The following is a 14,708-nucleotide window of genomic DNA, read 5'->3' as shown; positions in this document are numbered from 1 at the left end:
AGGGATGACAGAGCTGCAGGACCATTCAGAACTCAAAGGCGCGCAACGGCCCCGCACCGCTGCCCGCGTTGCCGCCATTCAGGCTCTTTTTCAGATTGAGCAGAATGAAGACCGCCCGGAAAGCGTCATTCAGCAGTTTCTGGTGCATCGTTTTGGCACCACACTGGACAATGCATCTTATGACGAAGGGTGTATTCCTGAGGCCGACACGCAGCTTTTCTGCGCCATTGTCCGGCAGGGCGTCGCGGAACGCGGCGTTATTCTGGAACAGCTGACGCAGACACTCCCGGCAACCTGGCCGGTGGCGCGTCTGGACCCGGTTTTGCGCGCTCTGTTTCAGGCTGCTCTGGGTGAAGCGCTTGAATCCAGTGTGCCGGCGCGCGTGCTGATTAACGAATATATCGACATCGCACACGGTTTCTTCTCGGGTGATGAACCCAAGCTGGTCAATGGGGTGCTCGACACCATCATGAAAAGACTGGCAAACGGCACGACGGAAGAAAAAGAAGACGAAGAAGAAGGTGGTCCCGCTGACTGATCTGCCGCAGGAATTCAGCTTCATCCATCGGCACTTTTCCGAGCTTGCAGGCCCGGCAGCGCTGGGCCTGAAGGATGATGCTGCCGTTTTTACACCACCTGCAGACAGAGATCTGGTCATTGCTGCCGATGCCATGGTGGAAAATGTTCATTTCCTGCCAGACGATCCTCCTGAGACCATCGGGCGCAAGCTCCTCCGCTGTAATCTATCCGACCTTGCAGCCATGGGCGCGACCCCTGAAGGCTGGTTGCTCACCCTGGCCCGGCCTCCGGGTCTGGACGATGCATGGTTTACAGCCTTCTGTAGCGGCCTGAAGGCCGACCAGAAGCATTTTGGCCTCAGCCTGCTGGGAGGGGACACAACCTCCACGCAGGGGCCTCTCGTCCTTTCTCTGACCATTCTGGGTTCGGTTCTTTGCGGGCAGGCTATCCGGCGCGTCGGCGCGCGGGCTGGTGATGGCCTTTGGGTGACCGGAACGATTGGTGACGGCGCTCTGGGCCTGCGTGCTCTGCAAGGGCTCCTGCCTGACCCATCCAGCCACTTAAGCAACCGCTACAGGCTCCCACAGCCCCGTATAGGCCTGTCTCTCTACGGACTGGCCTCTGCAGCTATGGATGTCTCTGACGGCCTCCTGCAGGACGCAGGCCACCTTGCGCGTGAGAATGAACTGGCCGTGACCCTCAACGCCGCTGCCGTTCCACTGTCCGATGCGGCCCGAGCCTGCGGCCCGGACTGGCTGGATGTGTGCCTCACGGGTGGGGATGATTACGAGATTCTGTTTGCGGTTCCACCTGCGCACGAATCCGCGCTCATGCGGGCAGGGGTGCTAGAAACCCTTCACGGGCCTGTTGCGGTGACCCGCATTGGCTACTTTCATGAAGGAAAAGTGGGCGTGCAGGTTCTTGACGCCGCGGGCCAGCCCATGCCGTTCACCAAAGGTGGCTGGAGCCATCTTTAGGGGACCAGGTCAGGCTGAAAAGAGAAGTTTCAGCCTGACCTAAGCGCATCAGGAAAGCAGCTTTTCGTACATGCGGTGGCGCTTGTAGGGAACAGGCACAATGCGCTCGATCAGGTTGCGGATGGGCATGTTGGTTTCCAGCACCCAACCGAGCTCAATCGTACGATAAGGAAGATCGCGACCTCGCTTCATCAGCTCATCAATCAGCAGCCCGGGAATAATGGCGCTGAGAGCCGTACCAGCCAGCTTTTTCTTCACGCCCAGCAAAATCACGCGCGCAGAATAGAAATCGTGCGCAATCAGACGCGATGCCAGCTTGACCCACCCAAGCGGGGAAGGCGCGCCGCCAACATCGCCATTCAGGTCAAAAATATTCGGGATGACCAGCGCAATTGCGACCGGCTCCCCTTTAAATTCGACCAGCACATACTGCTCCGGCCGCAAGACAGGTTTTAACGCTTTAAGCAGAGAGCGAATTTCAATTTCCGTAATGGGGACATTGCCCCACGTGCCTTCCCATGCGTCGTTATAAATCGACCGCAGGATGTCCGCGTCTTCATCAATATGGTCTTTACGCAGCCCACGCACCGTGATGCCGCCCAGTCGCTGCCGCAGATTGGCGGGAATCCGGTTGGCCTGCTCGGCTGCGGGGCTGGTTTCCATCCTGTAGGACAGCAGATCCATCGCCTTGGAGAAGCCGGCCTGCTCAATGGCTGGCCCAAGCGTGGCCGGGTGCCAGCCTGTGCCAATCATGGGAGGCTCCATTTGCCCCTCAATCATGGTGCCCGATTCACCGTGATAATTCAGGGTCCACGGCCCTCTGATCCGTTCAATGCCCTGCGCCTTGAGCCAGCCTGTCGCGGCATCCAGCAGGGGCTTGACGCAGTCGGTATCCAAAGCATCCAGAGCGCCAAAAAACCCTGTTCTGGGGCCGGGCTGCTCAAGAGCAAGTGTATCAATCTGAGCGGATATTCGCCCGATGGGCTTCCCATCACGCCAGGCCAGAAAGTAACATGCTGTGCCATGGCTGAAGAACGGCGACCGGCGCGGATGGAGCATATCGCGCTGCTCCATGTCCAGAGGTGGGACATAGCTGGGCTGGTCGTTGTAAAGAAGGCGCGGAAGCTTGATGAAGAGCGAAAGCTGACGAGCGCCCGAGACGGCGGAAACGACGATCTGGTTCGGGGTAGTCATCGGTACTCCATCAAACTGGGCCTGGAAACCGCAAGGTGATGCATCATTCCGACGGAATGGAAAAGGGGGAAGTGTGAACAAGGTCTCAACCAGCAGGCACGAACTCCGGTCTGTGCTGATTACAGGAGCCACTGGCGGCATCGGTATGGAGCTGGCAAAACGCTACGCGAAACCCGGTCGCGTGCTCATGCTCTGGGGCCGCAATAAAGAGCGGCTGGACGCAATTGCCAAGCTATGCTGCGCCCGTGGAGCTGAGGTTTTTCCTCGTCAGATTGATCTTTCCAATGGTGAAGCCGCTCTTGCCGCCCTCCGGGAAGATCAGGAGCGCTCTGGGCTGGATCTGATCATTCTCGGGGCAGGGTTGTCCGATATTAAATCTCCCGATCAACAGACAGAAGATCCTGCGGGCGTTCTGAAGCTCGCGCTGGTCAATTATGCAACGCCGGTAACGCTTGCGACGGCTGCCGCACAAAGCATGCTCCGCCAGGGTTACGGAAAAATTGTTCTGATTGGCTCGGTCGCCGGCTTCTATGAACTCCCGTTCGCGGCATCCTATAGCAGCTCCAAGGCTGGCCTTGCCTGCTTTGCTCAGGCTGCCAATCTGGCCTGGCGCCCGAAAAATATTCAGCTGACCCTTGTGATACCGGGTTTTGTCGACACCCCGATGAGCCAGCGACTGGAAGGACCTCGTCCATTTCTTGTTTCCGCAGGAAGTGCAGCCCGCAAGATCATGAAAGCGGTCAAGAACAGGCAGGCAGAGCTGATTTTCCCTTGGCAGTTTCGGGTTCTTCGCGTTGCTGAGCGCCTGCTGCCAGTTTTTTTGCGCAAGCATATTCTGCAAAGCCTTGATGTGGGGCAGAAAGAGCACGCGGGGGGATAATGCCCCCCATATTCATGTGGGTTTACCTGTTCGCAGATATCAGACGCCCTTCACAAAGGTGACCAACGAACATACGGCCTGTTCATAGTGGTGAAAAACAATAAGAGGCACACCTTATCTCCTCCCACTTAGGCGTTTTGAAAATCCTGCACGCAATGGCTTGACCAAAACTGCGTTAAGAGAGATAAGGCCCTCACACCACGCCGGTCCGGTGGCAGAATGGTGATGCAGCGGACTGCAAATCCGCGTACGTGGGTTCGATTCCCGCCCGGACCTCCAGTTTTAGTTAAGCTAAAACTTTAAAAGTGGCTTTCTATGAATTTTATGAATAGACACTTGCCAGGAAGTGCACGTGTAAAGCTGTGCATAGAGAGATGGCTATTGATTTGTAATCGCAAGCCAATTTTATCTTCGCAATTGCGCTTATCAACTCAATAAAATTTTGCACTTTGCCATCATTCAGTTTTTCGGATGATAAAAGATAGAAATATGCCTTTCGTCGTGGCATGAAGTGGCAACTATTTATTTGTGCTCTAATTCAGGCAGGAGAAACAAATGCGGCGTATTTACGGGGTCGGGATGGGCATGGCGGCCATGCTTTGCAGTTCCACTGCGTGGGCCCAGAAGTATGACGGGAGTGGTTCACCCACCTTTATTCCGCATACGCTGCAGGAAGCTCTTGCTTCAGCCTACCTGACCAACCCTACGCTACAGCAGGCACGTGCAACTCTACGCGCAACAGATGAGCAGGTTCCTACAGCACTTGCCGGGTGGCGTCCTACAGTAACCGGCTCCGTCGGGCTGAGTTACTATAAGGGAACAAACGATTATCAGGGCACAGCAGATCAACCCGGTTATCTGCGCGTTTATGATACGCCAGGTTATACAGCAGGCCTCACTATCCAGCAGCCAATTTATAGCGGCGGCAAAACGACGGCGTCCACGCATCAGGCTGTCAATAAAGTTATGGCAGCACGCGCTAATCTGATTTCAGTGGAGCAGCAGGTCTTTAAAAATGTCGTGAACGCTTATGTGAGCGTTATTGAAGATGAGCAACTTCTGCAGCTTAACATCAATAACGAACGCGTTCTGCAGCAGCAGCTGCGCGCCACCAATGAACGCTTCAAAGTCGGCGAAATTACCCGGACAGACGTCGCTCAGGCTGAATCTGCTTACGCCTCAGCAAAAGCCACGCGTCAGCAATCCGAAGGCACCCTTCAGACAGCACAGGCCACATACATGCAGATTGTGGGAATGGCTCCTCCTCCCAATCTTGTGCCTCCCCAGCCTTTGGTGCTGCCCGTCAAAAACGAACAGACTGCGGCAGCCATGGCTGTCAAGAATAACCCTGACGTGATTAATGCTCTTTTTACTGAATCATCGCAGAAAGATGCCGTAGCCGTTGCAATGGCGGCTCTTATGCCAAAAATTTCAGCAACAGCAGCTTATAGCCGGCAGATTAACCAGAGTCTGAATCATCAGATTGATGAAAATAAATATGCGGTGCTGAATTTCAGTATTCCAGTTTATCAGGGTGGCTCAGAATACGCTGCTGTTCGGCAGGCCAAGCAGCAGGCGCAGGCAGCGCACCGTGAAGTGGATATTCAGCGCAGAACAGCTGCACAGGATGCTGTTTCAAACTGGCAGAAACTGGTTTCCTATCAGGCGGCTATTTCCAGCAACCGGGCTGCCATTAAAGCTGGCACCGTCGCGCTTGATGGTGTCGAGCGGCAGGCTATTGTCGGCACCAGCACAACGCTGGAAGTTTTGCAGCAGCAGGAAACACTGCTTCAGGCGCAGGTCGCGCTGGTACAGAGCCTGAGCAATATGGTCCTTGCGTCCTACAATGTCGCTTCCGCCATCGGCCGCCTGACAGCCGCTGATCTGCAATTGAGCGTCCCGCTCTATGACGATAAAGCATATTACAAAGCCGTAAAAGACCGCCTGTGGGGGCTGAACGACTATGCTGTCAATCAGCCTGGTCGCTAAAAACTCACGTCGATTGTCGTCAACAATGGCTCGGTCTCTGCTCTGGCGCCCTGATTTTTGCCACTTCCGGTGAAAAGCAGGCGTGTCAGATGTTTCCTGTGGGGAAAGCTGAGACTATAACTCTCCAAAGGCGGGGGCATTAGATGCCTTCCGCCTTTTTATGTTTTCTGGTTGGATATCATGCTGAACAAGACTTTTGAGCCTGCTGAGACAGAGAAGAAACTTTACGAGCTGTGGGAGAGCGAAAAGGCATTTTCGGCTAACCCGCAGAGCGGCAAGAAGTCGTTCACCATCATGATCCCGCCCCCGAATGTGACCGGCACCCTGCACATGGGGCATGCCCTGACCATGACCTTGCAGGACACGCTGGTCCGCTGGAAGCGGATGCAGGGGTTTGACACCCTGTGGCAGCCCGGCACCGACCATGCTGGCATTGCCACGCAGATGGTTGTCGAGCGGGCTCTGGCCGCAGAAAATACGACGCGGCAGGACTTGGGTCGCGAGGCCTTCGTGCAGCGCGTCTGGAAATGGAAAGAAGAGTCTGGCGGCGGCATTACCCGCCAGCTCCGCCGGCTGGGGGCTTCGCTGGACTGGCCGCGTGAGCGCTTCACCATGGACGAAGGTCTGTCCCGTGCGGTCAAAGAGGTGTTTGTCACCCTCTACAAGGAAGGGCTGATTTACCGGGACCGCCGTCTGGTCAACTGGGACCCGATGTTCCGGTCCGCCATTTCCGACCTTGAAGTGGAAAGCAAGGACGTCGCCGGTAAGCTCTGGTACATCCGCTACCCAGTTGAGGGCAAACCGGGCGAAACCATTACTGTCGCCACCACGCGACCTGAAACCATGCTTGGCGACGTGGCTGTTGCTGTGCATCCGGGAGACGAGCGTTATGCAGCGCTGGTCGGCCAATCCGTTCGTCTCCCGCTGACAGGACGCCTGATCCCTATCGTGGCCGATCTGCATTCCGACCCGGAAAAGGGCACCGGTGCGGTGAAGATTACCCCGGCGCATGACTTTAACGATTTTGAGGTCGGTCGGCGGCACAACCTGCCCATGCTTTCCATTCTGGATGAGCAGGCCCGCGTGGTTCTGGACGAAATTGAAGACGAACTGGCCAGTGTAGACGGCCTTGCTGACCCGGCTTTTGTGAGAAGTCTGGCGGGTGTTTCCCGTGAGGAAGCCCGTAAGAGCATTGTCGCGGAGCTGGAAAGACTGGAATGGCTCGAGAAAATTGAACCGCATCGCCATCAGGTTCCGCATGCAGAGCGGGGCGGAGCGGTTATTGAGCCGCGCCTGACCACACAGTGGTATTGCGATGCCGGCAAGCTGGCTGGCCCAGCCATTGAGGCTGTCACCAGCGGTAAGATTTCCTTTGTGCCCAAACAGTGGGAAAACACGTTCTTTGCGTGGATGCGGGACATCCAGCCCTGGTGTATTTCCCGTCAGCTCTGGTGGGGGCATCGCATCCCGGCATGGTATGGCCCGGACGGCCACGTGTTTGTAGCGCATGATGAAGCTGACGCTCAGAAGCAGGCCGATGCCCATTATGGTAAGACCGAAACGCTGTCTCAGGACGAAGACGTTCTGGATACGTGGTTCTCATCTGGTCTGTGGCCATTTTCCACGCTGGGCTGGCCGGACAAGACACCGGAACTGGCGCGCTATTACCCGACTGACGTTCTGGTAACCGGCTTTGACATCATTTTCTTCTGGGTCGCCCGGATGATCATGATGGGCGAACACTTCATGCATGATGTGCCGTTCCGCGACATTTTCATTCACGGTCTGGTGCGTGATGAACGCGGCCAGAAAATGTCCAAGAGTAAGGGCAACGGGATTGATCCGCTTGAGCTGATTGATGCCTACGGCGCGGATGCGATGCGCTTCACCATTTGCGCCCTGACAGGCATTGGTCGTGACGTGAAGCTGGGCCGGAAAAAGGTTGAAGATTACCGCGCCTTTGTCACCAAAATCTGGAACGCTGCCCGCTTCTGTGAAATGAACGGCGTGAAGGCACAGGACGGGTTTGATCCGCACAGCGTGACATCCCCGCTCGGCAAGTGGATTATTGCAGAAGCCTCCACGGCTATTCAGGATGCTACCAAAGCTCTGGAAGCCTATCGCTTCGATGAATACGCGCTGGGCTGCTATCGCTTTATCTGGAACCGCTTCTGTGACTGGTTCCTTGAATTCGCAAAGCCTGTTTTTGCGTCCGATGATGCTGCCGAAGCCGCTGAAATCCGCGCTGTTGCCGCGTATGTTCTGGGGATCATTCTGCGACTGTTGCAGCCTGTCATGCCGTTTGTCACAGATGAACTCTGGACCGCATTCGGCTTTGGTAAGCAGGGGAGCCTGATTTCTGAGGCATGGCCGGAGCCGGTTGTTCTGACGGGCGCAGAAGCAGCGCAGGCGGAATGTGATCACATCATTCGGCTGATTTCTGAAATCCGGACGGTCCGTGCGGAAATGAATGTGCCACCTTCACAGAAGGCCCCGGTCTTCCTGCAGGATGCTGCTCCGGAAACCGTGGAGCGGGCTGAACGCTGGCAGGAAGCCATTGGCCGCATGGCGCGTGTTTCTCACGTTGCTCCGCAGCAGGGTGACGTGCCGCGTGGTTCTGCTCAGGCTGTGGTCGATGAAGCGACGCTGATTATTCCGCTGGAAGGACTGATTGATATCACCGCCGAGCAGGAGCGTCTGAAGAAGGAACTCGCCAAGGCAGACGATGAAATCGCCAAGACCGAGAAAAAACTCGGGAACGAAAATTTCGTCTCACGCGCTAAGCCTGAAATCGTTCAGGAAATGCGGGATCGTCTGGAAGCCCAGCAGGGTGAAAGTCTTCGCCTGAAAGCGGCACTCGCCCGCATCGCCTGATGCCAAACACAGTGAAGGAATGAACATGTCCCAGTCTATCGTTCTTGGCGGCGGATGCTTCTGGTGCATGGAAGCTGTTTTTCGGGACATGGCGGGGATTCTCTCCATCGCCCCCGGTTACGCTGGCGGTCATGCGAAAGAGCCCACCTATAAGGAGGTTTGCACTGGCACGACCGGTCATGCGGAAGTCATTCGGCTGGAGTTCGACCCGAACGCGATCGGGTATGAGGATGTGCTGAGAATTTTCTTCACACTCCACAATCCCACCACACTGAACCGGCAGGGGGACGATATTGGCACACAATATCGCTCCGCCATTTTTTATGCGGATGACGAGCAGAAAAATGCCGCACTGACCGTTAAGGCGGAAATTGAAAAGGCCAATCTCTGGGACGCGCCAATTGTCACAGAGATTGTCCCGCTAGAGACCTTCTGGCCAGCTGAAGCCATGCATTTCGATTACTATGAGCGCAATCCGAACACGGGCTATTGTCAGGCCGTAATTGCGCCCAAGGTTGCCAAGGCACGCAAACTCTACGCATCGCGCTTCAAACGCGCAGACGTCTGACCCGCTGACTTACTCAGAGATCGCTTCTTCCAGATAGAAGCGATCTCCTTCTTCATCAAAATCGAACAACTCCGCAAAGCGGGCCCAGCCTATAACGGTCTGGAGAGTCTGCCGCGCGTAGTCAGGTGACATCGCCTCTTCCAGCGCATCCCGAAAGCGATCAGCATTTGCGCTATGGGACGGACGCTCATCCAGCACGGTGCAGATCATTTTAACCAGTGGAACATGATGCAGCAGCGCATGGCTCATGATGGCTTTGCGCTCATCAAGGTCACTCAGCACAAAATGCACGCCTTCATTGGTGAGCAGGATGTCACCATCCTCCAGTTCCGCAAGGCCCAGCAACTCAAGGGATTCGCCTAACGGAAACAGGTCATCCAGTTCCAGTTGCAGCTTTTCTGCCAGCATGGGCAGATCTGCCCGACCGTTGAGGGGCGGGGCCGCCAAGGCTTCCATCATCCCGATCATCATTGTGATGGAAACCATCGGCAAAGCCATCAGGGACGGCGTGGCCTGAACAGCCTGCTTTACGCCCACAGCCAGATCGGCCTCGGAAATAATGGGCGCGCGTTGCGTCATCAGCGCATAAATATGGTCCACAAACTGGCGGAAGGCTGGATCTTCCCGGTCGCGCGGGTGCGCAAAGGGCACCGTCAGGGCATGGGCAATACGACCGGGATTCGAAGAGAAAATCATGATCCGGTCACAGATCAGAACGGCCTCTTCAATATTGTGCGTCACCACCAGCATGGCCTGAACGGGCAGCTTTTTTTCTGACCACAGCTCGACCAGATCTGTCCGCAGATTTTCAGCCGTCAGCACATCCAGAGCGGAAAACGGCTCGTCCATCAGGAGCAGGTCAGGCTGCACGACCAGTGCGCGGGCCAGCCCCACACGCTGCTGCATGCCGCCAGAAAGCTCTTTGGGCCATGCGTTCTCGTAGCCGCCAAGGCCAATCAGATCGATGGCGTTTTCCACCCGCCTGTCGCGCTCTTCGCCCGTAATGCCCTTGGCTTCCAGCCCGAGTGCGACATTTTCTTCCACCGTCATCCACGGGAAGAGCGCAAAGGACTGAAAAACCATGGCAACACCATCGGCCGGCCCTTTCAGGGGGTTTCCTTTCCAAAGCACCTCACCGGATGAAGGGGAAAGCAGCCCAGCCAAAATCCTCAGGAATGTCGATTTTCCCGAACCCGACCGGCCCAGCAGGCCAACAATCTCTCCCGCATTAAGAGTCAGATTGACATCATCCAGAACCAGCAGATCAACCGCGCTGTCTTTATGGTAGGACTGACTGACATGCCGTGCCTCAACCAGCGCTGTGGCGTGTCCGGCTGTATGGTTTTCGACGAGGGAAGGGGACGTCATGGTTCGGTCCTGTTGTCAGGTCAGTTTCAGGCGGCGGTGAGCGTAATCAGAAAGAGGACGCCAGACCAGCCAGTTGAGGATGAGCACAAACAGCGCCATCACGACAACACCCAGCGCAACCTCACTGATGTCGCCTTCGGTTGCGGCCTGCGCAATATAAGCCCCAAGGCCGTGGGCTTTCAGCGTCACATTTCCCCATTGCGCCACTTCTGATGCAATAGCGGCATTCCATGCGCCTCCCGAGGCCGCCAGAGCCCCCGTCAAATAATAAGGCGTGATGCCGGGCAAAATGATTTTCCGCCACCAGAGCAGGCCTTTGACCTCAAAATTTTCCCCGACTTCCAACAGATTGGGCGGGAAAGATGAGGTGCCGCCGATGACGTTGAACAGAATGTACCATTGCGCTCCCAGCATCATCAAAGGGGTAAGCCAGATATCCGGCGCCAGATGAAAATAAATGATGCCCCCCACAAAAATGGGGAAAAACAGGTTGGCAGGGAATGCTGCGCAATATTGCACAATCAGTTGTGCCCGATGCGCCCGCGCGGGCTTGAGCCCCAGCCAGACACCCACTGGCACCCAGATCAATGAGGCCACGCAAAGCATGCTGACAACACGAAGAAGCGTATAAAATCCCAACACGACAACATGCCCAATTTGCCCGAGCGTATAGGCCGAGCAGCCGTAAACCCACGCCTGTTCCAGCGCGCACAGAAAGATCAGCCCCAGCGCACCCCACCACAGCCAATCTGAGAGCCGCTTTGAAACGGGTGTCTGAGATGGCTGAAACCGCCCCTGCCGGCGCCCAAGAGGGAGGGAACCGATCTTGCGCACGAAAGAGAGAAACAGATTGATGCCGTTCCGCAGGAGACGTGTGCGACGAAGCAGACGAAGTACCCAGGGTTCTGCCAGAACTTCATCCTGCACTGTTGTTTCCAGCCGGAAACGAGAGGCCCAGACGGTGAGGGGACGAAACAGGACCTGATCATACGCCAGAATAATTACCATCATGGCAAGGATGGCTGCCAGCACAGCGCCTATATTTTGCTGGCTGATGGCAACGCCAACATAGGACCCGATGCCCGGCAGGGCGATCTGAGTGTTGCCGACAGTAATGGTTTCTGAATAGACCACCATGAACCAGCCGCCCGCCATGGACATCATGGAATTCCACACGAGCGAGGGAATGGCGCAAGGCACTTCCAGCCGCCAGAATTTCTGCCAGGCGGTCAGCCCGAAGCCTCTTGCGGCTTCTTCAAGCTCTGTCGGGACGCTCCGCAAAGACTGATACATCCCAAAGGCCATATTCCACGCCTGAGAGGTAAAAATAGTGAAAATGGCGGCCAGTTCGGCCCCCAGCACCTGTCCCGGAAAGAGCCCCAGAAAGAAGGTTACCGTAAAGCTCAGAAAGCCCAGAATGGGAATGGACTGGAGGATATCCAGCAAGGGCACCAGAATTTGCGCGGCCCGGCGGCTTTTGGCGGCCAGTGTTGCGTAAAAAAAGGTGAAAACAAGGGAGAGCCCGAGAGCTGCGAACATCCGCAGAGTGGTCCGCAGGGCGTAGCCGGGAAGATACAGGACATCGAGATGGATCGGAGCCTGAGCCGGCGCGGCGAGGGGTGCCAGCATGTGGCGCACACTATTGCCAGCCAGAACAGCCAGCCCCACCACGCAAATCAGAAGAAAGGCATCTGCCGTATTCAGGTGGCGCAACGGCAGACGCGTCGAGGGGTTTTGAGAAGAAAGAGAAAAATCTGGTCGTGCTGCCGTCATGGCAGACCGGTTCCCGTACTACCAAAGCCCCCTGTGCCGCGGGCTGTTGCGTCCAGACTGTCACATTCGGCCCAGGAGACGCGCTCAACCGGCGCAATAACAGCCTGAGCAATGCGCATGCCGTGCTCAACGGTAAAGGGCTGATCGCCAGCATTCAGAACAATCACTCCGACTTCGCCGCGATAATCTTCATCAATGGTACCGGGGGAGTTGGGCAGAATAATCCCGTGCTTCAAGGCCAGACCAGAGCGGGGGCGGACCTGCAATTCGTATCCGGGGGGTAGCGCAATGCACAGACCAGTCGGAATAACCGTGCGGCCACCGGGCTGGAGCGTGACGGGTTCCGGCACAGCTGCCAGAAGATCCATCCCGGCTGCACCTGCCGTAGCATAAGACGGCAGTGGCAGATCCTGCCCGTGGGGCAGGCGCTGCACCCGCACTGTCAGGCCGGTGTTCCGGGATTCAGTTGCAGGCATCAGGCACTCCATATCTCATAATTCTTATAACGACTTGTGAGGCTTTAAAAACCAGTCTGCAAGAGTTGTGGCAAGCCTGCGGGCCACTTCTTCCTTACTCAGGCGAGGCCAGTGCTCCACCTTATCCTGCGTGATGAGGATGACCTGATTTTCGGACCCACCCATAACATCTGAACCTGCCCCAACATTGTTGGCAACAATCCAGTCACATCCCTTTCGCGCCAGCTTGGCGCGGGCATGGGCTTCTACCGTCTCGGTCTCAGCAGCAAAACCGATAACAAGGCGTGGGCGGGAAGGGGACTGCTCCGAAAGCTCTGCGAGAATGTCCGGGTTCGGCAGCAAGGCCAGTGGTGGGGGCAGATCATCCTTGCCCGTTTTTTTGATTTTCTGATCCTGCACATGCGCAGGTCGCCAGTCCGCAACGGCAGCCGTGCAGATGGCGGCATCAAACGACGTGTTTTTTGCGGCCTTAAGAGCCAGATCACGCATCTGGCGGGCTGTCTCGCAAAAGGACACAGCAACCCCTGCCGGGGGACGTAAGGCCGTCGGGCCGCTGATGAGAGTCACCTCAGCACCCAGATCTGCCAGAGCTTCGGCAAGCGCATAGCCCTGCTTGCCGGAAGAGCGATTGGCCAGATATCGCACAGGGTCCAGTGGCTCATGAGTCGGGCCTGCCGTTACAAGGCAAGTTTTGCCCGCCAAAGAACCGGACTGGCGACTCTGTTGGCGAAAAAACGCCAGAACAGCATCCCGCACATCCGCAGGTTCCACCATCCGTCCGGGACCATATTCCCCACAGGCCATCTCACCGGCAACGGGCCCGAGAAAGGTCACGCCACGTTGCCTGAGCGTTTGAATGTTGGCCTGCGTGGCGGGATGGTCCCACATCCGCACATTCATGCCCGGTGCCACCATGACGGGGGTGTCCGTCGCCAGCAGCACTGTGCTGGCCAGATCATCCGCCAGACCGCCTGCCATGCGCGCAAGCAGATTGGCGGATGCAGGGCACACAACAATCAGGTCAGCCGAGCGGGAAAGGGCGATATGCCCCATTTCCTGCTCAGCCGTGAGGGAAAACAGATCCGTATGAACAGGCTGACCGCTAAGTGCCTGCAACGTCAGCGGTGTAACAAACTGACTACCCCCCTGTGTAAGCACACACCGCACCTGTATGCCATCAGCCCGCAGCAACCGGATAAGCTCCGGCGCTTTGAAAGCGGCAATACTTCCGCTGACAATCAGCAGAACAGAGTGTGGGGTGAGGGGCGCCGTCATGCAGGATCAGAGACGCCAGCCGGAGTGAATGGCTGCAATCCCGCCAGACAGAGACTGATAGCGCACGTGTGACAGGCCTGCCTCACGGAACATTTCTGCCAGCGTTTCCTGATCCGGGAAGGTGCGGATGCTTTCTGCCAGATACTGATAGCTTTCCCGATCACCCGCCACCATGCTGCCCATGGTCGGCAGAACCTTGAAGGACCAGGCATCATAAATCGGCGCCAGAGCGGCAACCTGCACGCGAGAGAATTCAAGGCACATGAAACGTCCGCCGGGACGCAGGACACGGCGCGCTTCCCGAATCACCGCATTCTTGTCGGTGCAGTTTCGCAGGCCAAACGCGATGGACACGCGGTCAACCGACATATCTTTAAGGGGAATGGCTTCAGCATCCACCACTGCAAAGGAGAGGTCAGATACAAAACCCCGGCTCAGCGCACGGTCACGCCCGACAGAGAGCATGCTGGCGTTGATGTCGGTCATGATGGTGGGGCCGCCGCCACCCTGCAGCCAGCCAAAGCTGATGTCACCCGTGCCGCCTGCCAGATCCAGCAGGGACAGCCCGGGCTGAGGCCCGAGTTCCGTGACAAAAATACGTTTCCAGACCCGGTGAATCCCCAGAGACATCAGATCATTCATGACATCATACTTGCCCGCAACGCTGTCAAATACAGCGCGGACGAGGGGTTTCTTCTCTTCCTTCCGGACGGAACGGAAGCCGAAATCGGTTTCTTCCGCCTGCGGCGCAGCGGAAGATGAGGGGGAGGGCGCAAAGCTATTGTCGGTCATGGTGTTACCCTATACCCTGCTTT

General features: G+C 56.8%; 12 protein-coding genes and 1 tRNA gene. 7 read left to right on the top strand and 6 right to left on the bottom strand.

The features are described 5' to 3' along the window. Positions 1-4: 4 nt before the first annotated feature. Complete coding sequence (nusB, locus tag ACHQGU_RS07300; protein ID WP_253549363.1) at positions 5-538, top strand: transcription antitermination factor NusB; 534 nt, start codon at positions 5-7, stop codon at positions 536-538. After that, positions 522-1,496, top strand: a complete 975-nt coding sequence (thiL, locus tag ACHQGU_RS07295; RefSeq protein ID WP_395496324.1) for a thiamine-phosphate kinase — start codon at positions 522-524, stop codon at positions 1,494-1,496. The genes nusB and thiL overlap by 17 nt, the downstream gene beginning before the upstream one ends. A 48-nt stretch (positions 1,497-1,544) precedes the next feature. Here the strand turns inward: thiL and ACHQGU_RS07290 are convergent, their stop codons facing one another. Then, positions 1,545-2,690 (bottom strand): hypothetical protein, encoded by a 1,146-nt coding sequence (locus ACHQGU_RS07290; RefSeq protein ID WP_062273696.1) that lies wholly within the window; start codon positions 2,688-2,690, stop codon positions 1,545-1,547. A gap of 73 nt (positions 2,691-2,763) precedes the next feature. On the opposite strand from ACHQGU_RS07290, the gene ACHQGU_RS07285 reads away from it, so the two are divergent. The 5 genes from ACHQGU_RS07285 to msrA all read left to right on the top strand — a co-directional run bounded on the left by ACHQGU_RS07285 (position 2,764) and on the right by msrA (position 9,001). Continuing rightward, a complete protein-coding gene (locus ACHQGU_RS07285) occupies positions 2,764-3,570 on the top strand; it encodes an SDR family NAD(P)-dependent oxidoreductase (protein ID WP_395496323.1) in 807 nt (268 codons plus the stop codon). Between the two features lie 205 nt (positions 3,571-3,775). Next, positions 3,776-3,849 (top strand) — tRNA-Cys (locus ACHQGU_RS07280). 276 nt (positions 3,850-4,125) lie between these two features. Then, positions 4,126-5,559, top strand: a complete 1,434-nt coding sequence (locus ACHQGU_RS07275; protein WP_395496322.1) for a TolC family outer membrane protein — start codon at positions 4,126-4,128, stop codon at positions 5,557-5,559. A 180-nt stretch (positions 5,560-5,739) separates the two neighbouring features. After that, the gene (locus ACHQGU_RS07270) at positions 5,740-8,433 is read left to right on the top strand and encodes a valine--tRNA ligase (protein ID WP_395496321.1); all 2,694 of its coding nucleotides are present in this window, start codon (positions 5,740-5,742) and stop codon (positions 8,431-8,433) included. 25 nt (positions 8,434-8,458) lie between these two features. After that, positions 8,459-9,001: a peptide-methionine (S)-S-oxide reductase MsrA gene (gene msrA, locus ACHQGU_RS07265; RefSeq protein WP_395496320.1), complete on the top strand. Its 543-nt coding sequence runs from the start codon at positions 8,459-8,461 to the stop codon at positions 8,999-9,001. A 9-nt stretch (positions 9,002-9,010) separates the two neighbouring features. Here msrA and ACHQGU_RS07260 read toward each other — a convergent pair whose 3' ends face one another. From ACHQGU_RS07260 to ACHQGU_RS07240, 5 genes are read right to left on the bottom strand one after another with little or no spacing between them, the layout of a single operon-like run. Beyond that, complete coding sequence (locus ACHQGU_RS07260) at positions 9,011-10,369, bottom strand: nitrate/sulfonate/bicarbonate ABC transporter ATP-binding protein (protein WP_395496319.1); 1,359 nt, start codon at positions 10,367-10,369, stop codon at positions 9,011-9,013. Positions 10,370-10,384: 15 nt separating this feature from the next. Then, on the bottom strand, positions 10,385-12,142 hold the full coding sequence (locus ACHQGU_RS07255) for an ABC transporter permease (RefSeq protein ID WP_395496318.1): 1,758 nt from the start codon (positions 12,140-12,142) through the stop codon (positions 10,385-10,387). Next, positions 12,139-12,618, bottom strand: a complete 480-nt coding sequence (dut, locus tag ACHQGU_RS07250; protein ID WP_062273754.1) for a dUTP diphosphatase — start codon at positions 12,616-12,618, stop codon at positions 12,139-12,141. Before dut ends, ACHQGU_RS07255 begins: the two co-directional genes overlap by 4 nt. A gap of 24 nt (positions 12,619-12,642) precedes the next feature. Next, positions 12,643-13,893, bottom strand: coding sequence for a bifunctional phosphopantothenoylcysteine decarboxylase/phosphopantothenate--cysteine ligase CoaBC (gene coaBC, locus ACHQGU_RS07245; RefSeq protein ID WP_395496317.1), 1,251 nt, complete (start codon positions 13,891-13,893; stop codon positions 12,643-12,645). A gap of 6 nt (positions 13,894-13,899) precedes the next feature. Further along, on the bottom strand, positions 13,900-14,685 hold the full coding sequence (locus ACHQGU_RS07240; protein ID WP_062140342.1) for a class I SAM-dependent methyltransferase: 786 nt from the start codon (positions 14,683-14,685) through the stop codon (positions 13,900-13,902). Between the last annotated feature and the right edge of the window lie 23 nt (positions 14,686-14,708).

Source organism: Acetobacter sp. KSO5, assembly GCF_044094635.1.
Taxonomy (GTDB): domain Bacteria; phylum Pseudomonadota; class Alphaproteobacteria; order Acetobacterales; family Acetobacteraceae; genus Acetobacter; species Acetobacter cerevisiae.
This window is presented reverse-complemented; position numbering and strand designations above follow the sequence as displayed.

Coding starts and splice junctions, on each gene's coding strand:
- ACHQGU_RS07260 (WP_395496319.1), bottom strand. CDS start 10,369: ATGACGTCCCCTTCCCTCGTCGAAAACCATACAGCCGGACACGCCACA.
- ACHQGU_RS07240 (WP_062140342.1), bottom strand. CDS start 14,685: ATGACCGACAATAGCTTTGCGCCCTCCCCCTCATCTTCCGCTGCGCCG.
- coaBC (WP_395496317.1), bottom strand. CDS start 13,893: ATGACGGCGCCCCTCACCCCACACTCTGTTCTGCTGATTGTCAGCGGA.
- dut (WP_062273754.1), bottom strand. CDS start 12,618: ATGCCTGCAACTGAATCCCGGAACACCGGCCTGACAGTGCGGGTGCAG.
- ACHQGU_RS07255 (WP_395496318.1), bottom strand. CDS start 12,142: ATGACGGCAGCACGACCAGATTTTTCTCTTTCTTCTCAAAACCCCTCG.
- ACHQGU_RS07275 (WP_395496322.1), top strand. CDS start 4,126: ATGCGGCGTATTTACGGGGTCGGGATGGGCATGGCGGCCATGCTTTGC.
- nusB (WP_253549363.1), top strand. CDS start 5: ATGACAGAGCTGCAGGACCATTCAGAACTCAAAGGCGCGCAACGGCCC.
- msrA (WP_395496320.1), top strand. CDS start 8,459: ATGTCCCAGTCTATCGTTCTTGGCGGCGGATGCTTCTGGTGCATGGAA.
- ACHQGU_RS07270 (WP_395496321.1), top strand. CDS start 5,740: ATGCTGAACAAGACTTTTGAGCCTGCTGAGACAGAGAAGAAACTTTAC.
- ACHQGU_RS07290 (WP_062273696.1), bottom strand. CDS start 2,690: ATGACTACCCCGAACCAGATCGTCGTTTCCGCCGTCTCGGGCGCTCGT.